Source organism: Streptomyces cavernicola, from assembly GCF_029968035.1.
GTDB lineage: Bacteria > Actinomycetota > Actinomycetes > Streptomycetales > Streptomycetaceae > Streptomyces > Streptomyces cavernicola.
Window position 1 is genome coordinate 31,799 of record NZ_JASCIQ010000024.1, and the last position, 24,165, is coordinate 55,963.

General features: G+C 73.5%; 23 protein-coding genes. 11 read left to right on the forward strand and 12 right to left on the reverse strand.

Annotated elements, in window-relative coordinates; genetic code table 11:
- Positions 1–80: 80 nt before the first annotated feature.
- From QIS96_RS22340 to QIS96_RS22350, 3 genes are all read right to left on the reverse strand, one after another.
- Positions 81–974, reverse strand: a complete 894-nt coding sequence (locus tag QIS96_RS22340; RefSeq protein ID WP_282544471.1) for a hypothetical protein — start codon at positions 972–974, stop codon at positions 81–83.
- A 64-nt stretch (positions 975–1,038) separates the two neighbouring features.
- Positions 1,039–2,544, reverse strand: a complete 1,506-nt coding sequence (locus QIS96_RS22345; protein ID WP_282544472.1) for a hypothetical protein — start codon at positions 2,542–2,544, stop codon at positions 1,039–1,041.
- A 210-nt stretch (positions 2,545–2,754) separates the two neighbouring features.
- Positions 2,755–3,444: a GntR family transcriptional regulator gene (locus QIS96_RS22350; protein WP_282544473.1), complete on the reverse strand. Its 690-nt coding sequence runs from the start codon at positions 3,442–3,444 to the stop codon at positions 2,755–2,757.
- 159 nt (positions 3,445–3,603) lie between these two features.
- On the opposite strand from QIS96_RS22350, the gene QIS96_RS22355 reads away from it, so the two are divergent.
- From QIS96_RS22355 to QIS96_RS22375, 5 genes are all read left to right on the forward strand, one after another.
- Positions 3,604–4,926, forward strand: a complete 1,323-nt coding sequence (locus tag QIS96_RS22355) for an MFS transporter (protein ID WP_282544474.1) — start codon at positions 3,604–3,606, stop codon at positions 4,924–4,926.
- Entirely contained in the window at positions 4,923–5,711 is a 789-nt protein-coding gene (locus QIS96_RS22360) for a putative hydro-lyase (protein WP_282544475.1), read from the forward strand. Before QIS96_RS22355 ends, QIS96_RS22360 begins: the two co-directional genes overlap by 4 nt.
- 73 nt (positions 5,712–5,784) lie before the next feature.
- Positions 5,785–6,549 carry a LamB/YcsF family protein gene (locus QIS96_RS22365; RefSeq protein ID WP_282544476.1) on the forward strand — a complete coding sequence of 255 codons (765 nt, stop codon included), beginning with the start codon at positions 5,785–5,787 and terminating at the stop codon, positions 6,547–6,549.
- Complete coding sequence (pxpB, locus tag QIS96_RS22370; protein WP_282544477.1) at positions 6,546–7,235, forward strand: 5-oxoprolinase subunit PxpB; 690 nt, start codon at positions 6,546–6,548, stop codon at positions 7,233–7,235. Before QIS96_RS22365 ends, pxpB begins: the two co-directional genes overlap by 4 nt.
- Positions 7,232–8,089, forward strand: a complete 858-nt coding sequence (locus tag QIS96_RS22375) for a 5-oxoprolinase subunit C family protein (protein ID WP_282544478.1) — start codon at positions 7,232–7,234, stop codon at positions 8,087–8,089. The genes pxpB and QIS96_RS22375 overlap by 4 nt, the downstream gene beginning before the upstream one ends.
- 64 nt (positions 8,090–8,153) lie before the next feature.
- Here the strand turns inward: QIS96_RS22375 and surE are convergent, their stop codons facing one another.
- From surE to QIS96_RS22405, 6 genes are all read right to left on the reverse strand, one after another.
- Positions 8,154–9,164, reverse strand: coding sequence for a 5'/3'-nucleotidase SurE (gene surE, locus QIS96_RS22380; protein WP_282544479.1), 1,011 nt, complete (start codon positions 9,162–9,164; stop codon positions 8,154–8,156).
- 31 nt (positions 9,165–9,195) lie between these two features.
- Positions 9,196–10,128: an SGNH/GDSL hydrolase family protein gene (locus QIS96_RS22385; RefSeq protein ID WP_282544480.1), complete on the reverse strand. Its 933-nt coding sequence runs from the start codon at positions 10,126–10,128 to the stop codon at positions 9,196–9,198.
- A gap of 50 nt (positions 10,129–10,178) precedes the next feature.
- Positions 10,179–11,435: a glycosyltransferase gene (locus tag QIS96_RS22390; protein ID WP_282544481.1), complete on the reverse strand. Its 1,257-nt coding sequence runs from the start codon at positions 11,433–11,435 to the stop codon at positions 10,179–10,181.
- A complete protein-coding gene (locus tag QIS96_RS22395; protein WP_282544482.1) occupies positions 11,432–12,592 on the reverse strand; it encodes a glycosyltransferase family 4 protein in 1,161 nt (386 codons plus the stop codon). The genes QIS96_RS22390 and QIS96_RS22395 overlap by 4 nt, the downstream gene beginning before the upstream one ends.
- Positions 12,593–12,724: 132 nt before the next feature.
- Positions 12,725–14,146 (reverse strand): HEAT repeat domain-containing protein, encoded by a 1,422-nt coding sequence (locus QIS96_RS22400; protein WP_282544483.1) that lies wholly within the window; start codon positions 14,144–14,146, stop codon positions 12,725–12,727.
- A 285-nt stretch (positions 14,147–14,431) separates the two neighbouring features.
- A complete protein-coding gene (locus tag QIS96_RS22405) occupies positions 14,432–14,824 on the reverse strand; it encodes an ankyrin repeat domain-containing protein (RefSeq protein WP_282544484.1) in 393 nt (130 codons plus the stop codon).
- A 286-nt stretch (positions 14,825–15,110) separates the two neighbouring features.
- On the opposite strand from QIS96_RS22405, the gene QIS96_RS22410 reads away from it, so the two are divergent.
- Both QIS96_RS22410 and QIS96_RS22415 read left to right on the forward strand, forming a co-directional pair.
- Positions 15,111–15,305 (forward strand): hypothetical protein, encoded by a 195-nt coding sequence (locus tag QIS96_RS22410; protein ID WP_266598445.1) that lies wholly within the window; start codon positions 15,111–15,113, stop codon positions 15,303–15,305.
- A 40-nt stretch (positions 15,306–15,345) separates the two neighbouring features.
- The gene (locus QIS96_RS22415) at positions 15,346–16,890 is read left to right on the forward strand and encodes a hypothetical protein (protein ID WP_282544485.1); all 1,545 of its coding nucleotides are present in this window, start codon (positions 15,346–15,348) and stop codon (positions 16,888–16,890) included.
- 169 nt (positions 16,891–17,059) lie between these two features.
- Here the strand turns inward: QIS96_RS22415 and QIS96_RS22420 are convergent, their stop codons facing one another.
- Positions 17,060–18,556, reverse strand: a complete 1,497-nt coding sequence (locus QIS96_RS22420) for an SCO1417 family PLP biosynthesis transcription factor (RefSeq protein WP_282544486.1) — start codon at positions 18,554–18,556, stop codon at positions 17,060–17,062.
- 122 nt (positions 18,557–18,678) lie between these two features.
- Between QIS96_RS22420 and yczE the strand changes: the two genes are divergently transcribed.
- The 4 genes from yczE to QIS96_RS22440 all read left to right on the forward strand — a co-directional run bounded on the left by yczE (position 18,679) and on the right by QIS96_RS22440 (position 22,162).
- Entirely contained in the window at positions 18,679–19,347 is a 669-nt protein-coding gene (gene yczE / locus QIS96_RS22425) for a membrane protein YczE (RefSeq protein WP_282544487.1), read from the forward strand.
- Positions 19,344–20,120 carry a glycerophosphodiester phosphodiesterase gene (locus QIS96_RS22430; protein WP_282544488.1) on the forward strand — a complete coding sequence of 259 codons (777 nt, stop codon included), beginning with the start codon at positions 19,344–19,346 and terminating at the stop codon, positions 20,118–20,120. Before yczE ends, QIS96_RS22430 begins: the two co-directional genes overlap by 4 nt.
- A 56-nt stretch (positions 20,121–20,176) precedes the next feature.
- Complete coding sequence (locus tag QIS96_RS22435) at positions 20,177–21,532, forward strand: MFS transporter (RefSeq protein WP_282544558.1); 1,356 nt, start codon at positions 20,177–20,179, stop codon at positions 21,530–21,532.
- A 255-nt stretch (positions 21,533–21,787) separates the two neighbouring features.
- Positions 21,788–22,162, forward strand: coding sequence for an RNA polymerase-binding protein RbpA (locus QIS96_RS22440; RefSeq protein ID WP_161698311.1), 375 nt, complete (start codon positions 21,788–21,790; stop codon positions 22,160–22,162).
- A 146-nt stretch (positions 22,163–22,308) separates the two neighbouring features.
- On the opposite strand, the gene fxsA is transcribed toward QIS96_RS22440, so the two are convergent.
- On the reverse strand, positions 22,309–22,893 hold the full coding sequence (fxsA, locus tag QIS96_RS22445; protein WP_282544489.1) for an FxsA family membrane protein: 585 nt from the start codon (positions 22,891–22,893) through the stop codon (positions 22,309–22,311).
- 149 nt (positions 22,894–23,042) lie between these two features.
- Complete coding sequence (locus QIS96_RS22450) at positions 23,043–23,816, reverse strand: polyprenol monophosphomannose synthase (protein WP_282544490.1); 774 nt, start codon at positions 23,814–23,816, stop codon at positions 23,043–23,045.
- Positions 23,817–24,165: the final 349 nt, after the last annotated feature.

The following is a 24,165-nucleotide window of genomic DNA, read 5'->3' on the forward strand; positions in this document are numbered from 1 at the left end:
AGTCTGAAGTCGTGTGTCGTACAGGGGTGTTGGCGGGCAGGAGTGTCGGCGGCCTGCGCCCGCGCTTTCTAGGACATGGCCTAGGACCGCTCGCCGGCGTGGAACGGCAGCCCTGCGCCCTCGGCCAGCTCCAGGTCGCCCTCGGCCTCGGCGGGCAGGAGGCTGGCGGAGCCGTCGGTGACGGGCACGATGCCGAGGTCGAGGAGCTCGGCCATGGCGGCGCTGCCCGCCATGTCGCGCACCTGCAGCTGATAGCGGGCCGTCGTGCGGTACGTACCCCCCGAGTCGTCGCCGGTGCGCTGCAGGAAGCCGGAGTCGGTGAGGAAGGCGACGGCCTTGGCGACGATGCCGGTGGTCGATCCGGCGAGGCGGCGGGCGTCCTTGGTGGCGCCGGTCGAGCTGCGCCGGGCCCAGATCCGCCAGGCCGATTCGAGGCCCGGTGCGTCGCTGGCCGGGTCGGTGTTCTCGCCCTGCTCCTCGGCGCGCTCCTCCAGGCGGCTGCAGGCCTGGCGGACGAACGCGTCCACGCCGTTGACGGTGACCCGGCCGATGTACGCGTCGTCGGCGAGGTCCTCCGGGCGCGGGAAGGCCATCGCGGCGACGGCGAGGTGGGCGAGGCCGTGCAGGAAGCGGTCGCCGGCGTCGGAGGAGGCACGCCGCGCGTAGTCGCCCATGCGGACCGCGAAGACGGAGTCCTCGGCGGCGGTGACCGCCATGCCCGCGCGCGGGGAGACCTCCAGGACGACCAGGCCGAGGCCGGTCGCGACGGCGTCGGCGAGGCGCGCGAAGGGCGCGTCCTCGCGGTACCTGCGCAGCAGTTCGGTGTACTCGGCGTCCCGCGCGGGCTGCAGCTTGGGCTGGAGCCCGAAGGACACGAGCCGCGCGGCGTCGGCGGCGTCGGCCGGGGTGACGGGCGCGGGCGCGGGGCGGGCGTCGGGCTCGCTCCAGGGGGCGTCCGGGTGGTGCTCGGTCACGGGTACTGCTCCTCGTACGTACGGAAAAGGCCGGGGCTCGGGGCGGAGGGGCGGGCGGGGGCTCTCATGCGGCCTCCGTCCGGTCCGCCGCCATCCCCGCGGCGTCGAGGAGCGCCGTGCCCACGATCAGGTCGGCGCCGCCGAACTCCGGGTCGTCGAGCTCGGTGCCGTCGTCCACGGCGAACAGCAGCTTGGATTCGCCCTGGCGGTAGGCCGTGCCGACCGGGGGGCTGGCCGCGTGCACCGCCAACAGGGCGAGCAGATACGGCAGTTCGGGGTCGATGCGGCGGGCGTCGGCGAGCAGGCCCGAGAGGCGGCGCGGGGCGTCGTGCTCCAGGTCGAGCAGCTCCATGGCGGCGGCCAGCTGCTCCTCGCTGAAGCGGCTGTCGTCGGGGGTGGCGACGAGGTCGGGCTCGGGCATCTCGGCGCCCAGGTGCTCACGCTCCAGGGGCGGGGCGAGGAGCATGTCGACGAGGTCGCCGACGCGCACCGCGGACGGGGTGCGCAGCCCCGCCCCGCGCGCGAAGAACGCGTCGGTGACGCGCAGCGCCTGCTCGACGGGGAGCGGCAGGACGGGGGCGACCAGCTGCCCGTAGAGGTCGAGCCCCGCGCGGGCGGCGGGCGGGGCGAAGGCCTGGCGGTCCTGCTCGGCGCGGAACAGCGGCCCCGCTTCGAGGAGGCGGGACTGCAGTTGGGTGTGGCGGCGGATGCAGTCCTTGACGATGTCGACGAGTTCGGCGGCGCGGGGCTTGTGCTCGGGGCCCTCGGCCTCGTCGCGGGCCTTGCGGATGTTGGTCAGGATGGCGTTCTCGTGGCGGTACCGGTCGGCGACGTGGTCGAGCGCCTCGGCGATCATGTCGGGCACGGCCTCCAGCCAGTCGACCGCGCGGACGTTGCGCCGGGTGGCGTCGAGGGCGCGGCGGAGCGTCTCGCTGTACTGCACCGTGCGGTAGCGGGCCTGCTCGGCGGCGAGTTGGGCGTCGGCGAGGCGGCCGCGGCTGATCAGCACCTCCAGTTTCACCTCGGCGGCGATCTGGGCGCTGGTGACGTCCGTGTCGAGGGCGCCGACCAGGACGTTGACCGCTTCGTCGGTGGTGCGCAGGTAGACCCCGCCGCCGTAGCCGGGGACCTCTTCGATGAGCTTGAAGTCGTAGTCCCTGCGGACGTACGTCCCGTCCGGGCCGAAGGTGCCGTAGACCGCGCGGAAGCCGCGGTCCACGCTGCCGACGTTGATCAGGTTCTCCAGGACCCAGCGGGCCACCCGCTCGTGCTCGGCGCTCGGCCGCTGCGGGGCCTGGGCGGCGATGCGGGGGACGAGCCGGGCCACTATCTGGTCGTGGTCCGCGCCCGTGTCGAAGTCCATGTTCAGCGTGACCAGGTCGATCGCGGAGAGGGCCACTTCCGCCATCGCGTACACCGAGTACTCGCCCGCGAGGTTGGCCTTGCGGGTGTCGAGGTCGTGGAGCGGGGCCGTGCAGGCGAGGGCGCGCAGGCGCCGGGCCAGGCCCTCGTCGGCGGCCGGGCCCGGAGCCGGGGAAGGTACGGCGTTGGCCGGGGCAGGTGCAGTCACGTCGGAAAGATTAGGCGGTCCCACTGACAACGGCCGAAACGACGCAGATGAGACGGGGTCCGAGCCCGATCGACGCCCGATTTGCCTTGTTTGCACGGGGAGTTGGCGTCACGCCCTCGTCACGCAGCGTGACGGAGTGGGCCCGGCCACGGACACGGTCCGTCACCCGCGCTCCCACTCCGCTCACTCCTGCCCCACGCCCCGCTTCCCTCACTGCTCGCCCGCGTCCCCGAGCCCCGCCTCGTACGCCTCGACCATGCCGAGACGCGAGTCGTCGAGGTAGCGGCCGAGGAGGCGCTCGGCGGCCGGGCGGTCGCCGGACTCCAGGGCCTTCAGGATCTCCCGGTTGCGGGACAGGTACGGCTCGTGCAGCCGGCGCGGGTCGTCCACGACGTGGAAGACCAGGCGCAGTTCGGCGAAGACGCTGCGCATCAGCTCGTCCATGCGCGCGCTCCCGGCGAGCGCGACGAGCTCGCCGTGGAACCGGATGTTGGCGGTGCCGACGCCCTTCCAGTCCTTGGCCCGCGCCGCGCGGTGCGCGTCGGCGACGGCGGCGGCCGGGCCGTCGAGCGCGTACGGCGGCCGGCCGAGGCCGCGCACCACGGCGCACTCGACGAGGCGGCGGGTGCGGAAGATGTCCTCGACGTCCTCGACGGTCAACACCCGTACGAAAACGCCCCTGTTGAGCTCGTGCGTGAGCAGCCGCTCGTGCGTCAGGAGCCGGAACGCCTCCCTCAGGGTGTTGCGCGAGACCTTGAGGGCCGAGCCGATGCTCTCCTCCGAGAGCCGCTCGCCGGGCGGGAAGTACCCGTCGGCGATCCGTCCGCGCAGGATGTCCGCCACCCGCTCCGCCGTGCTCGTGCGCCCCAGGAGCGCACGGTCGTCCACGAGTCCGCTCATCGCTCGTCCACCAGGCCGTTCATGGCGGAATTCAAGCGCAGATACCAGAACGAGACAACACAGGTATTGAGGGATTGTTGAACAATCCCCTACGGTGCTCGGAACGCGCACCAGCGTGAACCCGTGAAGCGCCCTCCTCCCACTCCAGCGAGGTGCCGGATGAGTACGACCCCTCAGGGCCACCCCACAGCCCAGGCCGAACCCAGCCCGCCGACCGACCAGCCCGGCCGGCCCGGCCGGCCCGCCGACGACAGCGGCGCGTTCGCCTGGCTGCGTGCCCTCGGCCCGCGCGGACGCCGCGCCTTCGGCGGCGCGTTCGGCGGCTACGCGCTCGACTCCTACGACTACTTCACGCTGCCCCTGAGCATGGTGGCGATCTCCGCCTACTTCGCCCTGGACAGCGGCCAGACCGGCCTGTTCACCACCGTGACGCTGGTCGTCTCGGCCGTCGGCGGCGCCCTCGCCGGGGTACTCGCGGACCGGGTGGGCCGGGTCAAGGCCCTGATGCTCACGGTGATCACGTACGCGGTGTTCACCGTGGCGTGCGGCTTCGCGCCCAACTACGAGACGCTGCTGCTGTTCCGCGCCCTTCAGGGGCTCGGTTTCGGCGGCGAGTGGGCGGTCGGCGCGATCCTGGTCGCCGAGTACGCGACGGCCAAGCACCGCGGCCGCACCCTCGGCGCCATCCAGAGCGCCTGGGCGGTCGGCTGGGCCCTCGCAGTGGTGGTCTACACGCTGGTCTTCCAATTCCTCGACGAGGGCCTCGCCTGGCGCGTGATGTTCTTCACCGGCGCCCTGCCCGCCCTGCTCGTGATCTACGTACGGCGCAACGTCAAGGACGCCCCCGAGGCCGCCGAGGCGCGTGAACAGAGCCGTGAGAAAGGCTCGTTCGCCGCCATCTTCAAGCCGGGCATGCTGCGCACCACGCTCTTCGCGGTGCTGCTCTCGACAGGCGTGCAGGGCGGCTACTACACGCTGTCCACCTGGATCCCCACCTATCTGAAGACCGAGCGCGGCCTCTCCGTCGTCGGCACCGGCGGCTATCTCGCCGTGCTCATCTCGGGCGCCTTCATCGGCTACCTGGCCGGCGGCTACCTCACGGACCTGCTCGGCCGGAAGAAGAACATCGCGCTCTTCGCGTTCCTCTCCGCCGTGTGCATCCTGTCCTTCTCGATGATCCCCGAAGGCGCCAACGGCACCCTTCTAGTGGTGAGTTTCCCGCTCGGCTTCTGTATGTCGGCCATTTTCAGCGGCTTCGGCTCGTTCCTCAGCGAGCTGTACCCGACGGCGGTACGCGGCACAGGGCAGGGTTTCACCTACAACGCGGGCCGCGGGATAGGTGCGGTTTTCCCCACCCTGGTGGGCTTCCTCGCCGACAGCTGGGGCGTCGGCGGCGCCCTGGTCTTCGGCGCCCTCGCCTACGGCATCGCCGTCCTCGCCCTGCTCGGCCTGCCCGAGACGCGCGGCAAGGAGCTGTTGTGAGCCGCACCGCGGCCGACCAGCGGCCACGCGCGGTACGGGCCCGTTTCCGGGCCGGAGAGAGCGCCCCCACGGCGGGCCTCGCGCCCGGCCACACGCAGGCCAACCTGATCTCGGTCCCCGCGGACTGGGCGTACGACATGCTGCTGTTCTGCCAGCGCAACCCGAAGCCCTGCCCGGTGCTCGACGTCACCGACGCCGGCGACTGGTCCACCCAGCTCGCGCCCGGCGCCGACCTGCGCACGGACCTGCCCGGCTACCGCGTGTGGGAGCACGGCGCGCTCGTCGCCGAACCGGACGAGGTCACCGGGCACTGGCGCGGGGACCTGGTGACGTTCCTGCTCGGCTGCAGCTTCACGTTCGAGGCGGCCCTGATCGCCGCCGGGGTGCCGGTGCGCCACATCGAGCTGGGCCGGAACGTGCCCATGTACGACACGGACCGCCCCTGTCGGCCCGCTGGGCGGCTGCACGGCCGCACGGTGGTCTCGATGCGCCCGGTGCCGCCCGAGCGGCTCTCCGCGGCGATCAGGGAGACCGCACTCTTCCCGTCGTTCCACGGCAGCCCGGTGCACTGCGGCGACCCCGCAGCGCTCGGCATCGCCGACCTGGACCGGCCGGACTTCGGCGACCCCGTGGACGTACGGCCGGACGAGATCCCGGTGTTCTGGGCCTGCGGCGTGACCCCGCAGGCCGCGGTCATGGCCTCCCGGCCGCCGTTCGCGATCACCCACGCACCGGGGCGGATGCTGATCACGGACGCCCGCGACGAGCACTACCGGGTGCTGTGAAGCGCCATGAAAACCCTCCCTGTTGAGCCCGTTTTCCTGTCCAGCCCACTCCTTCAAGGACGTACGTACGCACATGAGCCAGGTAGTCATCGACCTCAACGCCGACCTCGGCGAGGGCTTCGGGCGCTGGCGGCTCACCGACGACGAGCAGCTGCTCTCCGTGGTGACCAGCGCCAACGTGGCCTGCGGCTTCCACGCCGGGGACGCCGCCACCATGCGCCGGGTGTGCGAGCTCGCCGCGGAGCGGGACGTGCGCATCGGCGCGCAGGTGTCCTACCGCGACCTGGCGGGCTTCGGGCGGCGCGCGATGGACGTGCCCGCCGACGAGTTGTGCGCCGAAGTCGCTTACCAGATCGGCGCCTTGGAGGTGTTCGCCAGGGCGGCCGGCACGCGCGTGGCGTACGTGAAGCCGCACGGCGCGCTCTACAACCGGGTCGTGCGCGACGAGGAGCAGGCCGGGGCCGTGGTCGACGGTGTGATCCTGGCGGGCGGTCAGCTGCCGCTGCTCGGCCTGCCGGGCTCCCGCCTGCTCGACATGGCGGAGAAGGCCGGACTGCCCACCGTGACCGAGGCGTTCGCCGACCGCGCCTACACCGACGAGGGAACCCTGGTGCCACGCGCGCGTGCCGGTGCGGTGATCGCCGACGCGGACGAGGTCGTCGCCCGCTCCCTCGCCCTGGCCACGACCGGCTCGGTCGCGTCCCTCACCGGGAGGCCGGTCGACGTGGGCGCCCGCTCCCTGTGCCTGCACGGCGACACCCCGGGGGCGGTGGCCCTCGCCCGCGAGGTCCGCGCCCGCCTGGAGGCGGGCGGCGTCGACGTACGGCCCTTCTCATGAGCGGCACACGCGCGGTGCACGATCCGAACTCCCCTGCGCGGGAAGGGGCTTCAGAGGTGACGGTGCGGCTCGTCGGCGAGCACGCCCTCCTCGTCGAACTCGACACCGGGGCCGCCGTGGAGGCCCTCCACGCAGCTCTGCTGCAGCGCCGCGAGACGGGCGACCTGCCTCCCGTACGGGAGATCGTGCCCGCGGCCCGCACAGTGCTCCTGGACGGCGTCGACGACCCCCGCGCGCTGGCCGCCGCCCTCCCCTCCTGGGACGTGCCCGCGGTGCCCGCACGCGCGCCGGAGACCGTCGAACTCCCCGTGCGCTACGACGGGCCCGACCTGGCGGACGTGGCGGCGCTGTGGGGCGTCGCCGTGGACGAGGTGGCCCGGATCCACGCGGAGGCCGAATTCCGGGTCGCCTTCTGCGGGTTCGCGCCCGGCTTCGGCTACCTCACGGGGCTGCCGGAGCGGTACGCGGTGCCTCGCAGGGCCACCCCCCGTACGTCGGTGCCCGCGGGGTCCGTCGCGCTGGCGGGCCCGTACACCGGGGTGTACCCGCGGTCGTCGCCGGGCGGCTGGCAGCTGATCGGCAGCACGGACGCGGTTCTGTGGGACCACGCGCGCGTGCCTGCCGCTCTGCTGTCCCCCGGCACGCGCGTGCGGTTCGTGCCGGCGGGTCCGGCGGTGCGCTCATGACGGACAGCGCCTTCGCCGTGTTCCGCTCCGGGGCCCTGACCACCGTGCAGGACCTGGGCCGCGCCGGGCACGCCCACCTCGGGGTGCCCCGCTCCGGCGCCCTCGACCAGCCGGCCGCCCGGCTCGCCAACCGCCTTGTGGGCAACGCCGATTCGGCCGCCGTCCTGGAGACCACCCTGAGCGGCTGCGCCCTGCGCCCGCGCCGCAACGTCACGGCCGCGGTGACGGGCGCGCCCTGCCCGGTCACGGTCGACGGGCGGCCGGTCGCCTGGGGAGCGCCCGTACGCGTCCCTGCGGGCGCGCTGCTCGACGTGGGGGCGGCGGTCGCGGGCGTGCGCTCGTACGTGGCCCTGGGCGGGGGCATCGCGACGGAGCCGGTGCTCGGCAGCCGCTCCACCGACCTGTTGTCGGGGCTCGGGCCCGCGCACCTGGCCGACGGTGCGGTGCTGCCGCTCGGCGCGGAAACCGGCCGCCACGCGCGCGTGGACACCGCCCCGCAACCGGCGCCGCCCGCGGAGCTCGTCCTCAGGGTGACGCTCGGCCCGCGCGCCGACTGGTGCACACCGCAGTCGCTGAAAACCCTCACCACGCGCGCGTACCGGGTCTCCCCCGCGAGCAACCGCATCGGGCTGCGCACCGAGGGCCCCGCACTGGAGCGGGCGATCACAGGTGAACTCCCCAGCGAGGGCCTGGTGTCGGGCGCGGTCCAGGTCCCGCCGGACGGCCGCCCCGTGGTGTTCCTCGCGGACCACCCGACGACGGGCGGCTACCCCGTCGTGGCGGTGGTGCGGGAGGCGGACCTGTGGGCGGCCGCGCAGGCGGTACCGGGGACTCCGTTGCGATTCGTGCTCTAGAACAGACCACCGGCTGGAGCAGACCACCGGCCAGAACCGACCACCGGCCAGAACCGACCACTGGCTAGAGCAGGCCGCCTGCCCAGCGCACTGTGCTCGCGTCCACGTCGCGGTCGGCCTCGAAGGGGTGCACGGCGGCGTAGCCGTCCTGCACCGCGCGGGTGTCGGTGCCCTCAGCCGCCTGCTGGCCTGTGGGGGCCAGGCCGATCTCGTACGTGCCGGCCTTGTCCGCCCCCGCATCGCCCGACTTGTAGTCGAAGTCGATCCAGCTGCCGGTGTCCAGGGTGGTGACCTTGCTGCCCTTGGGCGGCAGCACGGAGCCGGGCTTGCCGGTCGCGGGGTCGACGGGCCCCGGGCGCACGGGCAGGTTGACGTTGAGGCCCGCGCCCTTCGGCATCAGCGGACCGTCGCCCGCGCGGTTCTGGACCTTCGCGACCAGGTCGACGACGTACTGCGCGGACTGCTCGCCCGCGAGCTCGCCGCCCTCCGCCCAGCCCTTCGGCTCGTCCTGGCTGACGGCGATCGACGGAACGCCGAACTCCAGGGCGGCCGAGGCGGCGTTGAACGTGCCCGAGTGGGCGACGGCCTGACCGAGGTTGTTGCCGGGGTTGATGCCGGAGACGACCAGGTCGGGCTTCTTGTCGGCGAAGATCTCGTCCATGCCGAAGTAGACGCTGTCCGACGGCGACCCGGGGGTCACCGTGTACACGTCCTTCTCCGGGTTGGCGACGGTCAGCTTGTTCGGCGGCAGCGAGATCCGGCCACCCTGACCGGTCTGGTTGGTGCCCGCGGCCACCACGGTCACGTGGTGGCCCTCCTTCCGAAGCGCGTCGCGCAGGGCGACGATCAGCGGCGTCTCGGAGCCGCCCTCGCCGATCCAGCCGTCGTCGTTGGTCAGCAGGATGTCCAACGGTCGGCCCTCGGCGGCCTGGGCGGCAGCGGCCCGCTCGGTGACGCCGCGAGTGGCGCTCTCGGGCGAGGCCGAGGCGGTGGCGGAAGCAGTGGCGGCGATTCCGACACCAGTCGTACCGAGCACAGCGGCAGCAAGGGATATGGCGAAAAGTCGTCTGTTCACGTCGGCGTACATACGGGCGCAATCGCGGCAGTCAGGCCCCTTTCCGGCATACGTGAAGCGACCCGGAGTTGAACATTCCGTTCCCCACGCCCGCTCCAGCTTCCACCCCCGCCGAGGCCACCCCCACCGAGGCCAGCGCAGCCGAAGCCGCCGTCGAAGCCCGCAGGTCGAGGCGTGCCGCCGTGCCGCGCAGGCCGTGCCGTACCTCGTCGGCGGCGAGCGCGGCCAGCTGCGGGAGCAGGTCCGTGCAGCGGCGCAGCACCCAGCCCGTACCGGCCGTGGCCAGCCAGGCGAGGGAGGCCGTGCGCGACGGCGGCGGCCGCTCCGCCTCCGGCGAGGGCGCGGGCCCCACCTCCCGCCCTGCAAGGGCTAGTTGGGCGTGGAACCGTACGGCGAGCGCACGGTGCCCGGCCTCGCCGGGGTGCAGCCGGTCCGCGCTCCACATCGCCCGGTCGGCGATCCACGCCCCGTCGGCCGCGTGCACGTGGACCGCCCCGTACCGCTCGGACAGCGCGTGCACGACGGTGTTGACGGCGCGCTGGCGACGGGCCAGCGGGCGGGCCACGGCACCCGGCAGGCCGAGCAGCGCGCCCGGGTCCGGCAGGCAGGCGGTGAGCAGCACGGCGCCGCGCTCCGCGAACGCCCTGTAGACCCGGTCGAGGCGGGCGGCGACCCGGTGGATGTCGAAGGTGCAGCGCAGGGTGTCGTTGACGCCCACGACGACGGAGACGAGGTCGGGCCCGAAGGCGAGGGCCTGCGGGGTCTGGTGCCGCCACACGTCCCGGGTCTGGGCGCCGCTCACCGCGAAGTTGCCGAATTCCACCGGCACTTCAGGGGGCGCGAGGCCCTCCGCGAGCAGCGCCGCCCAGCCGCGCCGGCCCTCGCCGTCCGCGGCCGGATCGCCCACGCCCTCGGTGAGGGAGTCCCCGAGCGCCGCAAACCGGACCGCGCCGCCCCCGCTCACAGCACGCCCTCCGTTCCCATCCCCGTTCCCAGCGCCTTTCCCGATGCCGCTCACACCGCACCCCTCGCCCCGACCCGCACGTCCGCGGACACCTCGGCCGCCGGCCACTCCCGACCGTCCGGTACACGCGCCACCGCCGGGGCGTCGTGCGCCGCCAGGAAGGCCGCCACCGACCGGTCCCAGCCGAAAACCTCCGCACGCGCGCGTGCGGCCCGGCGACGCTCCCCCTCGGGCCGGTCGAGCAGCGCCTGCACGGCGTCGGCGAACCCCGCGCCTCCGAGCGCGGCGGCCCCCGCCTCGGCCGAACCCCCACCGGAGCCCGCGCCGTCGGCCCCGTCCACCCCGACGACCTCCACCCCCACGACCTCCGGCAGCGCCGACACCGCGCTGACCACCACCGGAGTCCCGCACGCCAGCGCCTCGAGGGCCGCGAGGCCGAAGGTCTCCGCGGGCCCCGGCGCCAGGCACACGTCGGCCGTGGCCTGCAGCGCGGCGAGCTCCGCGCGGTCGGCGACATGCCCCAGGAAGGTCACGGGCAACGCACGCGCGTGCGCCCGTCGTTCGAGGCGCCCGCGCAGCGGCCCGTCCCCGGCCACCACGAGCCGCGCCCGCACCCCGCGCTCCCCCAGCTCCTCCAGGCAGTCGAGCGCGACCCCCGGCCGCTTCTCCACCGAGAGCCGCGAGCACAGGACGAGCAAAACCTCCTCCACGCGCGCGTGCCGCTCCCGTACGCCCGCGTCCCACAGCTGCGGCCGGCAGCGCGCGAGGTCGACGCCGAGGGGTGCCCGTACGACATTGCGGGCGCCGATGCGCCGGAACTCCCGCTCGGCCCACGCGGTGGTGCACACCACGCGCGCGTAGGCGTGTGCCGTACGGGAGTTGAGGGAGTCGGCGATGCGCCGTGCCGGGGCCGCGGGAACGCCCCAGGTGCGCAGGACGCCGTCGGCGGTCTCGTGGGAGACCATCACGGCGGGCACCCGCGCCCGCCGCGCCCACTCGCCGGTCCAGCGCAGCGTGGTGCGGTCGGACACCTCTATGCGGTCAGGCGCGAGGTCGTCGAGCAGCCGCCGAAGGCGGGCCCGGTCGGCGAGCACCCGGTAGCCCCCGCTGCCCGGAAGGACCGGTCCGGGCAGGGTGACGACGAGGCCCTGCCCCGTCTCCCGCTCCTCGTGCCGCTCCCCCGGCACGACGAGCACGGGCTCGTGCCCGGCGGCCAGGTACCCGGCGCCCAACTCCCGCAGCGCGGTGCGCAGTCCACCGGACCCGGGAGTGACGAAGTTCGCAAGCCGCACGATGCGCAGACTCATGCCGCGCCCCTCTCTCGCCGCAGCTCTCCCCGGAGCACGGGAGCACCCGCCGTACGCCCGTCGAGCACGGCCCCGTAGTGGTCGATGAGCCGGTCCCCGACCGCCTCCCAGGTGCGCCCCTCGACGGCGGCGCGCCCGGCCCTGCCGTACGCCGCGCGCAGCGCCGGGTCGGCCGTCAGGGCCCACACCGCGTCGCGCACGGCGGCCGCGTCGTCCGGCGGTACGAGGAGCCCGGTGCTGCCGGGCTGCACCAGGTCGAGCGGCCCACCGGCGGCGGGCGCGACGACGGGCACGCCGCTGGCCATGGCCTCCTGGACGGTCTGGCAGAACGTTTCGTACGGCCCGGTGTGCACGAAGAGGTCCAACGAGGCGAAGATCCGGGCGAGTTCGTCGCCGGTGCGGCGGCCGAGGAACACCGCGCCGGGCAGGGCGGCGCGCAGCGCGGGCTCGCTCGGCCCGTCCCCGACGACGACCACGCGGACCCCGGCGAGGCCGCAGACCCCGGCGAGCAGGTCCACGCGCTTCTCGGGCGCGAGCCGCCCCACGTACCCGACGATCAGCTCGCCGTCCGGCGCGAGCCTGCGGCGCAGCGTCGGGTCGGCGTGTGCGGGCCGGAAGCGCGCGGTGTCCACGCCGCGCGGCCACAGGTGTACGCGCGGGACGCCGTGCCGGGTCAGCTCGTCGCGGGCCGCGGTGGACGGGGCGAGGGTGCGGTCGGCGGCGCGGTGCACCGTACGGATGCGCCGCCAGGCCGTGGCCTCGCCGGCGCCGACGTACATCCGGGCGTACCCGGCGAGGTCGGTCTGGTAGACGGCGACGGCGGGGACGCCGAGCCGGGCGGCGGCCGCCATGCCGCGCGCGCCGAGCACGAACGGACTGGCCAGATGGACGAGTTGGGCCCGATGGGCGGCGAGTGCGGCGGCGACGCGGCGGCTCGGCAGCGCCACTCGCACCTGCGGATAGCCGGGCAGCGGCAGCGAGCGGATGCGAAGCACCGGACAGGGCCCGTCGGCATCGGGCGGCGCGCCGGGCGCGGCGGGGGCGACGACGAGCGGCTCGTGGCCGCGTCGCAGCAGATGGCGGACGGTCTGCGCGGTGCAGTGGGCCACGCCGTTGACGTCGGGAGGGAAGGACTCGGTGACGATGACTACACGCATACCGGTGTTGTCGTCGCCCGCGGCGTGGCCGCGTCGACATGGATCTTTCCGCCCGCGGAACGTCCCATGAGCGTTCCGGGCCCTTGCAGGGCCCGGCAGTCGTCGCCCAGGGGTCCGGCCCCTGAACTCCGGTCAGACGGCGGAGGCGTCGGGCCCGATCCGGCTGCGTACGGCCGTCTGGACCTCGTCCTCCTCGGCCGGGTCGGCGGCGAGTCTGCGGAGCTGGTCGACGACGCGGGAGTCACCGGTCTCGGCGGTGCGCGCGGCGACCTCGCGGGTGGACTCCTCGCAGTCCCAGAGGCACTCGACGGCGAAGCCCGCGGCGTACGTCGGGTCGGTGGCGGCGAGGGCGCGGGCGGCCCGGCCGCGCAGATGCGACGAGGCCGTCTCGCGGTAGACGTGGCGCAACACGGGGGCGGCGCAGGCGATGCCGAGCCGTCCGGCGCCGTCGACGAGGGTCCAGAGCGTGCAGGCGTCGGGGCCCTCGGAGCGCACGGCCTCGCGCAGCGCGCCGAGCACCAGGTCGGCGTCGGCCGCGCCGCCTCTGCAGGCGAGGACGCGGCCGGCGGCGGCGCCGAGCTCGTCGGCCCGGCCGGCCCAGGCGCGGGCCTGGCGCAGGGCGTCGTCGCCGCGCATCCGCTCGAAGGCGTCGACGGCGGCTTCGACGACGGTCCGCGAGCCGTCGCCCACGGCGGCGGCGATCAGGTCGAGCACGCGCGGGTCCTGGGCGTCGGCGAGGTAGCGCAGGGAGGTGCTGCGGGCGCCGTCGCTGCCGGCCCGTGCGGCGAGGAGGATCTCGTCCCGGTCCTCGGGCCCGGCGACGGCGCTGAGGCAGCGGGCGGCGGACACATGCAGTCCGGCGCCGCGGCCGATGGCCTCGTCGGCCCAGTCGAAGACGGCTCGTACGCTCCAACCGGGGCGTGGGCCCGAGGAGTTGAGCTGCCGCTGCCACTGGGCGAAGGAGCCCTGCTCCTGGGCGGCGCGCACCCGTTCGGCGAGGTCGGCGCGGGTGCCGTCCTCGGTCCAGAGCCGCCAGGGCCGGGGCTCGAAGGCGTCGCGCACGGCGGCGGCGAGTTCGGCCTCGCCCTCGGGGGTGCGCGGGAAGCGGGCGAGGACGGGTTCGGCGAGGGCGCGCAGGGCGTCGTCGTCGTCGCGCACGGCCAGCTCGTCCAGGGCCCAGGTCCAGTTGCTGCCGGAGGCCGCGTACCGCCGCAGGAGCTGCAGCGCGTCCTGCCTGCCGTACGAGGCGAGGTGGCCGAGGACCGCGAGGGCGAGGCCCGTGCGGGTCTCGTCGGTGTCCAGGACGTCCGCCGCGCTGAAGAGGTGCCGCTCGATGCCGTCCAGCTCGCCGTGCAGGTCGAGGTAGAGACGGGCGTAGTACAGGGAGCGGTTCTCGACCTGCCAGTCGTGCCGCGGGTCGCTCAGGACGCAACTGTCGAGAGCCGCGAGGGCCTCGGAGCGGGGTGCCGTGAGCGCGTGCAGCGTGCCGTCGCCGCGGCCCCGCTGGAGCAGGCCGAGCAGAGTGCCACTGGGCGCTATGACCGTGTCGAACATGGAAAAAGCCTCACATCAAGCTGTCGACGCAACAGGGGATCGCGCATTACCTGCCGGCGCAACAACACGTGCGGCTGCCCGTCGTCTCTTGCTTGTCGTAGACCATTTTCCTCTGCCTCTCGTCGTGGCCCGGGTATGGGCCGTCACGGCCCGCGTGCTGCAGCGTCTGCCCAGCAGTCGTGTCCGTGAACCACGACGTCATGATGGACCAGCGGCTTCGGCGGCCGCGACCAGATTTCCGGCTGCTCGCGGACCGCCCCCGTCACCTCGCGGTGACGTGCCGGGTCACTGCGCGTCGAAGAGCTCGAGCAGTTCCGCCTTGCCGAACATCCGCGCCGTGTCCACGGCGGACGGGGTCCCCGCGGACGGGTCGGCGCCGCCTTCGAGGAGGGCCTTGATCACCTCGTCCTCGCCCTTGAAGACCGCGCCGGCGAGCGGGGTCTGGCCGCGGTCGTTGACCCGGCCCGCGTCGGCGCCGCGCGTGAGGAGGGCACGGACCGCGTCGGCGTGCCCGTGGTAGGCGGCGAGCATCACGAGGGAGTCGCCGCGGTCGTTGGTGAGGTTCACCGGGACGCCGGCGTCGACGTAGGCGGCGAGCGCCTCCGTCTCGCCCTGCCGCGCGAGATCGAAGATCTTCGTGGCGAGCTCCACGACCTCCGGATCGGGGGCTTCAGTCATCGGCAGGACCGCCTTTCGCAGTGAGCAGTGGGTCGGCCGCGAGGTGGGCCGTACGAGTGAATCGCCAGCGTACTGCCCCTGTCGGCACATGACCGCGCGTGTCCGAGGCGAAGATCACCGCGGCTCCGGCGGGTCGGCCGGGGACGCCCGAGCGGCTCAGAACACAGAGCCAGATTGGGGAAATCGGCGAAATTTCATCCGTTTGCAGCTTTTGTCGTATGGATACATGCTGTGAGCCTGGAAGAACTCATGGTGACTGTCCCCACATCAACCAGGAGAAACCGTCATGATCCTGTCTATCTCGGGCGTAGTGCTGCTCGGCATCATCGTCTTTCTGTTCTTCCGCAAGGACGGACTGAAGGCGTCCCACGCTCTGGTCTGCGCCCTGTTCGGCTTCTACCTCGCGGGCACCGCCATCGCCCCGAGCATCAAGGCCGGCGGCCAGAGCCTGGCCAGCCTGCTCGGCGGGATCAAGTTCTGACCTTCCGGCCCACCCCGCGCGACAACTCCAGGAGACCGACGTGGCCAGGCGACCACTCCCCCGCATCCTCACCAGCGGCACCGCTTCTCTCGCTCGCAGCAGAGAGCTCGCCAGGACGGCCGCCGACAGCGCCACCGACGTCCTCCACCCCCTGATCACGATCACCAGGGGCCTGCGCCGCCTCGCAACCGCCGGGCGGCGCAAATGGACCGAGACCCCCAAGGACCGTCGCGGCCCGCTGCTGTTCTTCACCGCCGCCGTGATCCTCGTCGTGGCCCTCATCCCGTACGGGCCGCTGCTCGGCCTGGTCACGCTGATGGCGGCGGCCGCATGGCACGGCCGCGACCGCACCCCCGTGCAGACCGGCCGCGACGAGACCCAGGTCGAGCGACTGCGCTCGCTGTACGAAGCGCTCGTCCCCTACTTCTCCGTGGCCGAGGACCCGAGCCCGCTGTACGCACACGGCGGCGACTGGGAGAAGGCCTTCGGCGGCTACGACTTCGACGACGACAACCGGCTCACCCGGCTCGTCGTGCGCTACCCCGCCTACTTCGCCGACGGCGAGGCCGCCGCCCGCGCCCGGATCGAGCAGTTGCTGCACGCCAAGTCGGGCCGCGGCCGCGAGTACCGCTTCGGCTGGGACGAGGAGGGCAACCAGCTCACGTTGACCGTCCTCGACCCGCTGCCCACCGACATCGCCGTGCAGCGCTTCGTCACCTCGCCCGGCGAGACCGTCCTCGGCTTCACCGACGGGACCTCCGTGCAGCGCACCCTGCCCGTGACGGACGGCGGGCAGGAGCAGCGGGACGTACCGCCCGTGGTGTGGCGCACCGGCATCCGCTCCACCGAGCCGCACCTGCTCGCCGTCGGCCAGCCCGGCAGCGGCACCACCTCGCTGCTCCGCTCGATCGCCGTGCAGGCGCTGCAGGACGGCGACGTGGTGATCGTGGAGGGCAGCGGCACGGGAGAGTACGCGTGCCTGGTGGGCCGGGCCGGCGTCCTCGCCGTGGAGTGCGGCCTGGCCGGGGCGCACGCGACGCTCGAATGGGCCGCCAACGAGACGGAGCGCCGGCTGATCGCCGCCAACCGCGCCCGGCAGGCGGGCCTGCCCACGCCCGAGGACTGCAAGCGCCCGCTGTGGATCCTGCTCGACCGGCCGTCCGCGCTCGGCCACCTGGCCGCGGCGGACGGCGTCGGCGACCCGCAGTCGCTCCTCCAGGTGCCGCTGCGGCACGGCCGGGTGGCCGCCGTGACGGTCGTCGTGGCCGAGCAGTTCGACTGCCTCGACGCACTCGCCGAACCGGTACGCCAGCACACCCGGGCCCGCGTCGCGCTCGGCCCGGCGAGCCCCGCCCAGCTGGCCGAGGTGCTCGGCCTCGCACCGTGCACGACGCCCACCCCCGACGTCCCGCCGGGCCGCGGCTACGCCCGCCTCGGCTCGGGCCCGGTCCACCGCCTCCAGGTCCCGGCCACCCCCGACCCGTACGACGACGCGACGAGCGACTCCCACCGCAGGGCGGTCCTCGACCTGCTCCCCGACCGCGTCCACCCGACCGAGCCGGAGCCGGTGGCGGCGGAGGGCTAGCCCGCTGGGGCCGGCCCTGAAGGGGCGCGGGGAACTGCGCGACCAGCCACCGCGGCGCGGCAGCCGAAAAGGCCCCGGGGAGGGGGTCCGCGGGGCGCAGCCCCCAGGAGCTGTCCGCAGGGCTTTCGGGAAGGGGCGGGGAGGGGAAAACCCAGGCCCCGCCCCACCCTCACGCCACAAACGTCCGCGGCGCCTCCGCCCCCGTCCCCGCCCCCGAAGCCACCAGACGCGCCGCCGCCGCCAGCCGCACCGCAGCCTCCTCGGCCACCGCACCGCCCACGGTGAACGGCAACCGCACGTACCCCTCGAAAGCCCCGTCGACCCCGAAGCGCGGCCCCGAGGGCACACGGACGCCGACCCGTTCGCCGAGCTCGGCCAGGCGCGAGCCGGAGAGGCCGCCGGCCCGCACCCACAGCGTGAGTCCACCGCTCGGCACCTCGAACTCCCAGTCCGGCAGCTCGCGTCGGACAGCGGCCACCAGGGCGTCGCGGTTCTCCCGGGCCTGCAGCCGCCGGACGTCGACCGCCTCCTCCCAACCGCCCGTGCTCATCAGCCAGTTGACGGCGAGCTGTTCCAGGACAGGCGTGCCCAGGTCCGCGTACGCACGCGCCGAGACCAGGCTGCGGATCACGTCGGGGGCGGCCCGCACCCAGCCGATCCGCATGCCCGCCCAGAACGCCTTGCTGGCCGAGCCGACCGTGATGACGGTGGCGCCGCCCGGGTCGAAGGCGCAGACGGGGCGCGGGAGTTCGAGGTCGTCGTCGAGCCACAGCTCCGACATCGTCTCGTCGGCGACGAGCACCGTGCCCGCCGAGCGCGCCGCCTCGACCAGGCCGCGCCGCTGCGCGTCGTCGGGCAGCGCGCCGGTGGGATTGTGGAAGTCGGCGACGACGTACGCGAGTCGCGGCGCGGAGTCGCGCAGGACCTGCCGCCAGCGGTCCATGTCCCAGCCGCTCAGCCCCTCGGCCATGGCGACGGGCACGAGGCGCGCGCCCGCCTCCCGCATCAGCTGCAGGATGTTCGCGTACGACGGGGACTCCACGGCGATGCGCTCGCCGCGGCCGGCGAAGAGGTGGCAGATCGCGTCGATCGCGCCCATCGCCCCGGTGGTGACCATGATCTGCTCGGGCATGGTGGGGATGCCGCGCGCGGTGTACCGGTCGGCGATCATCTCGCGCAGCGCGGGAAGACCGGCCGGGTAGTCGCCGTGCGTGTGCGCGTACGGCGGCAGCTCCTCCAGGGCGCCCTGCACGGCGCGGGTGAGCCAGGGCTCGGGGGCGGGCAGCGCCGCGCAGCCCAGGTCAATCATGGAGCCGAGCGCCTCGGGCGGGAGCGGTTCGAGGCCGCGCGCGGGCAGCGGGTTCCCGGCCGGCACGGCGGTCCAGCTGCCCGCGCCCCGGCGGGACTCCAGGAAGCCCTCGCCGCGCAGCGCCTCATAGGCGGCGGCGACGGTGGTGCGGCTGACGTTCAGGGAGAGGGCCAGCTCGCGCTCGGCGGGCAGCCGGGCGGCCACGGGCACGCGGCCTTCCAGGACGAGCAGCCGGATGCCGTCGGCGAGCGCACGGTAGGCGGGCGGGCGGCGGCCGGGGCCCGCCGGGCGCTCCTGCTGCGAGCCGATCAGCCGGGCCAGCTGCCCGGACCCCACCGCTGAAGTCCACTGCGCCATCGCGACCAGTCCACCTTCCCCGAATTGGCCATGGTTGGCTCTGCCTGACAGGCCACAGAGTGTCATGGGTCAGGCAACTGGCACCACATCCGTCCATCCAGCAGAACCCACGGGAGCAGATCTTGTCCGAGACACCCAGCGCGCGCAGCGCCCAACTGCCGCGCCGCATCGTGCAGTTGTACGTCGGGCTCGCGCTGTACGGCGCGAGCTCAGCACTGCTCGTCCGCGCCGGCCTCGGGCTCGAACCCTGGAACGTCCTCCACCAGGGCCTCGCCGAGCTGACCGGCCTGACCATCGGCGTCGTCTCGATCATCGTGGGCGCCGCGGTGCTCCTGATGTGGATCCCGCTCAGGCAGAAGCCCGGCCTCGGCACGATCTCCAACGTGTTCGTGGTCGGCCTCGCCATGGACGGCACCCTGGCCCTGGTCCCGGACGCGCACGCCCTGGCCGTACGCATCCCGCTGCTCGTCGGCGGCATCGTCCTGAACGGCGCCGCGACCGGGCTCTACATCTCGGCGCGCTTCGGGCCCGGTCCGCGCGACGGCCTGATGACCGGCCTCAACCAGGTCACGGGCCGCTCGATCCGGCTGATGCGCACCGCGATCGAGATCGCCGTGGTGGCCGTCGGCTTCCTGCTCGGCGGCACCGTCGGCGTCGGCACCGTGCTCTACGCCCTCTCCATCGGCCCGCTCGCCCAGCTGTTCCTGCGCGTCTTCGCCATCCCCGCGGCGGACGGCGTCAGCACCGTGGTCGCCGGCTCGCAACCGAAGCGGGCGATACTGCGACGGTGAGCACCGTCCCGCCGCGCCCCCGGCACCCCTACCTCGACGCCCCCGCCCCGATCGCCTTCGCCCACCGGGGCGGCACGGCGGACGGCCTGGAGAACACCGCGGTCGCCTTCCGCCGCGCCGTCGACTCCGGCTACCGCTATCTGGAGACCGACGTCCACGCGACGGCCGACGGGAAGCTCGTCGCCTTCCACGACGCGACCCTGGACCGGGTCACCGACAGCGGCGGCAGAATCAGCACCTATAAGTGGGCGGAAATGCAGCACGCGCGCGTGGCGGGCAGCGAACCCGTCCCCCTCTTCGAGGACCTGCTCGAAGAGTTCCCCGAGGCCTGCTGGAACGTCGACATCAAGGCCGAGCCCGCGCTCCGGCCGCTCGTCGACCTGATCCGCCGCACGCGCGCGTGGGACCGGGTCTGCGTCGGCTCGTTCTCCGAGTCCCGCGTGGCCCGCGCGCAACAGCTGGCCGGCCCCCGCCTCGCGACCTCCCTCGGCACCCGCGGCGTCGCCGCCCTGCGGCTGCGCTCGTACGGGATACCCGCCGCGCTGCGCCGTTCCGCGGTGGCCGCGCAGGTGCCCGAAGTGCAGTCCGGGGTGCGGGTGGTGGACCACCGCTTCGTACGGACCGCGCACGCCCTGGGACTCCAGGTGCACGTATGGACCGTGAACGACCGGGAACGGATGGCGGCGCTCCTGGACCTCGGAGTCGATGGCATCATGACCGATCATCTCGGGACCCTTGTCGAGGTCCTGAAGGAGCGCGGCGCCTGGGAGTGACAGCCCGGGAGGACCCGCGGCGCTCGACGGTCTACGGGGACGGCGAGGGGACTGTGGTGGGCGGGGACACCGTGCGTTCTGCGGAAACGGGCGACAAGGCCGAGCGGCGACGCGAGCAACGCGGCTGGTACTTCTACGACTGGGCGGTCTCGGTCTACTCGACGAGCGTCCTGACCGTGTTCCTCGGCCCCTATCTGACCTCGGTCGCCGAGTCGGCCGCGGACCCCGACGGGTTTGTGCACCCGCTCGGCATCCCGGTCAGGGCCGGCTCGTTCTTCGCGTACGCGGTCTCCCTGTCGATCATCGTGGCCGTGCTCGTGATGCCGCTCGCGGGCGCGGCCGCGGACCGCAGCGGCCGCAAGAAGCCCCTGCTCGCGGTCTCCGCGTACGTCGGCGCGGGGGCGACCGCCGGGATGTTCTTCCTCGACGGCGACCGCTATCTGCTCGGCGGCCTGCTCCTGGTCGTCGCGAACGCCTCGCTCGGCGTCTCCATGGCGCTCTACAACGCGTACCTCCCGCAGATCGCCGAGCCCGACGAGCGCGACGCCGTCTCCTCCCGAGGCTGGGCCTTCGGCTACGCCTCGGGCGCGCTCGTCCTGATCCTGGACCTCGTCCTCTACAGCGCGCACGACTCCTTCGGCCTGGACGAGGCGACAGCCGTACGCATCTGCCTCGCCTCGGCCGGGGTGTGGTGGGGCGCGTTCACGCTGGTGCCGCTGCGCCGGCTGCGGGACCGCGGGACCGTCGCGCAGACAGGCCCGGCCGAAGGGCTCGGCGGCTGGCGGCAGTTGATCGCGACCCTGCGCGACATGCGCCGCCACCCGCTCACCCTCGCCTTCCTGCTCGCCTACCTGGTCTACAACGACGGCGTCCAGACGGTGATCTCGCAGGCCTCGATCTACGGCTCCAAGGAGCTGGGCCTGGACCAGACCACACTCATCGTCGCCGTGCTCCTGGTCCAGCTGCTCGCCGTGGCCGGCGCCCTCGGCATGGGCCGCCTCGCGCGGACCTACGGCGCCAAGCGGACGATCCTCGGCTCCCTCGTGGCCTGGACGCTGACGATCGGCGCCGGGTACTTCCTGCCCGCCGGCGCGCCCGCCTGGTTCTTCGCCCTCGCCGCCGGCATCGGCCTGGTCCTCGGCGGCACCCAGGCCCTGTCCCGCTCGCTCTTCTCGCACCTGGTGCCGCGCGGCAAGGAGGCCGAGTACTTCTCCGCGTACGAGATGAGCGACCGCGGGATGAGCTGGCTCGGGCCGCTGGTCTTCGGGCTCACCTACCAGCTGACGGGCAGCTACCGGGACGCGATCGTCTCCCTCGTGGCCTTCTTCGCGCTGGGCTTCCTGCTGCTCGCACGGGTCCCGGTGCGGCGCGCGGTGGCCGCCGCGGGCAACCCCGTACCGGACCGGATTTAGCCCCGGAGGGCAAAGGCCGGTAGTGTACGCCTTTGGCCTGCCGGACGGACCGTTCCTGCGCGGTAAAGAAGCAACAACGCTGGGTGACATCTGGTTGCAGATGTGACAAACCGGACGCTGGTGGGTACAACAAGGGGCGGCTACGACGGCGACGCATGACCCGGAACGGGAATCTTTACCGCCGACCGGACGTTGACCGGATGACGACGACAGCGACACCTGTCCTGTGGGCGACAAGCCCGGGAGGCACGATTCATGAGTGAGCGAGCTCTTCGCGGCACGCGCCTCGTGGTGACCAGCTACGAGACGGACCGCGGCATCGACCTGGCCCCGCGCCAGGCCGTGGAGTACGCATGCGACAACGGCCATCGCTTTGAGATGCCGTTCTCGGTGGAGGCGGAAATTCCGCCGGAGTGGGAGTGCAAGGTCTGTGGGGCCCAGGCACTCCTCGTTGACGGCGACGGCCCCGAAGAGAAGAAGGGCAAGCCCGCGCGTACGCATTGGGACATGCTCATGGAGCGGCGCACCCGCGAGGAGCTGGAGGAGGTCCTGGCCGAGCGCCTGGCCGTCCTGCGCTCCGGTGCCATGAACATCGCGGTGCATCCGCGCGACAGCCGCAAGTCCGCGTAACCCTGCGTACGTAAGCGACTATCGCAAAGAGCCGTGGGCGCGAGCACAGCGATGTGCGCGCACCCACGGCTCTTTGTCGTACCCGGATTCGACTCGTACGCGTACGAGAATTCGGGGCGTACGCGTACGAGTCGCCGGGCGCGCGCTCAGCCGGTGAGCGGCGGGCGGGGGCCCTGGTCGCGCGGCTCCTCGGGGGCCGAGGGGGCGTCGTCGCGGATGACCTCGCCCTGGACGACCTTGCCGTCGGGGCGGTGGATACGGGCCTGCTGGAAGGCGTTCTCGAACGTCCCCGGGCCCGCCTTCCGGATCCGGCGCTCCATGCTGCGCTCGACGCGCTTGGTCAGCAGACCGCGCACCGGCGGCAGCAGAAGCAGCAGCCCCAAGCCGTCCGACACGAGGCCGGGCAGCATCAGGAGCAGACCGGCGATCATCGTCAGGGCGTTGCCGCCCGCGCGTTCGCTGCGCTCGGGCATCTCGCCTCGCTGAACCTGCTGGAGCTGTTCGGTCCAGCCCTTGAAGGCCCGGCGCCCGGCGCGCTTGATGACCACGCCGCCGAGCACGAGCCCGGCCGTCAGCAGCAGGAACACGGTGAACCCACCCCAGGCGGAGGCCACCTGGGTGAGCAGCCAGATCTCCAGCACCATCCATGCGGCGATGCCGAGGGGCACGTACCTGCGCAGCTTGGAGCGTGAGGCCGGGCGGAAGGGCGGAGACGGAGTGCCGGTCGTCATAGTCCCAGTGTGCCGAATGCCGTGTGCGGGGCACATAAGCGGGGGCGCCGAAGATCGGCGCCCCTTGATGCGTCTGCGTGCGAGGGTTCAGCGTTTGCGGCCGAGGACGCGGGAGGGTTCAGCGTTTGCGGCCGAGGACGCGGGAGGGTTCAGCGTTTGCGGCCGAGGACGCGGCCGATCCTGCCCGCCCGCTCCTCCACGCCCCACGCCGCGACCCGCCACAGGGCCTCGAGCGCGATGTCGCGGCTCATCTTGGAGTCGCCGTACTCGCGCTCCACGAAGGTGATGGGCACCTCGATGACGTGGTAGCCGGCCTTGAGGGCGCGGCGGGCCAGGTCGATCTGGAAGCAGTAGCCCTGCGAGGCGACCTCGTCGAGGCCGAGCCCCTCCAGGGTCTCCTTGCGGAAGGCGCGGTAGCCGCCGGTGACGTCGCGCAGCGGGACGTCCAGGAGGAGGCGGGAGTAGAGGCTGCCGCCGCGGGAGATGAACTCGCGGGACTTGGGCCAGTTGACGATGCGTCCGCCCGGCACCCAGCGCGAACCGAGCACCAGGTCCGCGCCCTTGAGCGCGGTGAGCAGCCGGGGCAGCTCCTCGGGCTTGTGCGAGCCGTCGGCGTCCATCTCGACCAGCACGCCGTAGCCGTTGTCGATGCCCCAGCGGAAGCCGGCGAGGTACGCGGCGCCGAGGCCTTCCTTGCCCTTGCGGTGCAGCACATGGACCTGGTCGTCGGTGGCGGCCAGCTCGTCGGCGAACTTCCCGGTGCCGTCAGGGCTGTTGTCGTCGGCGACAAGGACGTGCGCCTCGGGCACGGCGGCTCGTACCCGGCTCACGATCGGCTTGATGTTCTCGGCCTCGTTGAACGTCGGGATGATCACCAACGCTGTGCCGAGCGGGCCGTACTGCCGCTGACCGCCGTCCTTCACTGCTGCCCCTTAAGTCCGTACGCAGATCCTCCACCATAGTGGGCGGACCTTACTGAGCCGTAGGTGCAGGGGGAAGGTGTCGGCGGAGAGCCGCCGCTGCGGCAGCGGATCGGGGCCCGGCGCCCTTCGGGCCGACCTGGGACCCGCTGGCTGCGGGTCGACCGAAAGCCGTTGTCTACTGAGCGTCCGGGCCCCACCCGGGTCACACCTGCCGACCGGGCTGGACCTGCCTGCGCCCCCGAGGCGCGGCTGCTGGACCTGGCTCCCAGTGGTGGTGTTCCGGTGCGGTACACCACCCCATGGCCCAGCGGCGTCGACGACTGCGTGGAGGTGTCCCGGTCGGACGTCC

Bases quoted from the DNA above. Each gene is read 5' to 3' on its own strand.
- QIS96_RS22350 (WP_282544473.1), bottom strand. From the start codon at position 3,444: ATGAGCGGACTCGTGGACGACCGTGCGCTCCTGGGGCGCACGAGCACG.
- QIS96_RS22355 (WP_282544474.1), top strand. From the start codon at position 3,604: ATGAGTACGACCCCTCAGGGCCACCCCACAGCCCAGGCCGAACCCAGC.
- QIS96_RS22365 (WP_282544476.1), top strand. From the start codon at position 5,785: ATGAGCCAGGTAGTCATCGACCTCAACGCCGACCTCGGCGAGGGCTTC.
- pxpB (WP_282544477.1), top strand. From the start codon at position 6,546: ATGAGCGGCACACGCGCGGTGCACGATCCGAACTCCCCTGCGCGGGAA.
- QIS96_RS22375 (WP_282544478.1), top strand. From the start codon at position 7,232: ATGACGGACAGCGCCTTCGCCGTGTTCCGCTCCGGGGCCCTGACCACC.
- QIS96_RS22390 (WP_282544481.1), bottom strand. From the start codon at position 11,435: ATGAGTCTGCGCATCGTGCGGCTTGCGAACTTCGTCACTCCCGGGTCC.
- QIS96_RS22395 (WP_282544482.1), bottom strand. From the start codon at position 12,592: ATGCGTGTAGTCATCGTCACCGAGTCCTTCCCTCCCGACGTCAACGGC.
- QIS96_RS22400 (WP_282544483.1), bottom strand. From the start codon at position 14,146: ATGTTCGACACGGTCATAGCGCCCAGTGGCACTCTGCTCGGCCTGCTC.
- QIS96_RS22405 (WP_282544484.1), bottom strand. From the start codon at position 14,824: ATGACTGAAGCCCCCGATCCGGAGGTCGTGGAGCTCGCCACGAAGATC.
- QIS96_RS22410 (WP_266598445.1), top strand. From the start codon at position 15,111: ATGATCCTGTCTATCTCGGGCGTAGTGCTGCTCGGCATCATCGTCTTT.
- QIS96_RS22420 (WP_282544486.1), bottom strand. From the start codon at position 18,556: ATGGCGCAGTGGACTTCAGCGGTGGGGTCCGGGCAGCTGGCCCGGCTG.
- QIS96_RS22440 (WP_161698311.1), top strand. From the start codon at position 21,788: ATGAGTGAGCGAGCTCTTCGCGGCACGCGCCTCGTGGTGACCAGCTAC.
- fxsA (WP_282544489.1), bottom strand. From the start codon at position 22,893: ATGACGACCGGCACTCCGTCTCCGCCCTTCCGCCCGGCCTCACGCTCC.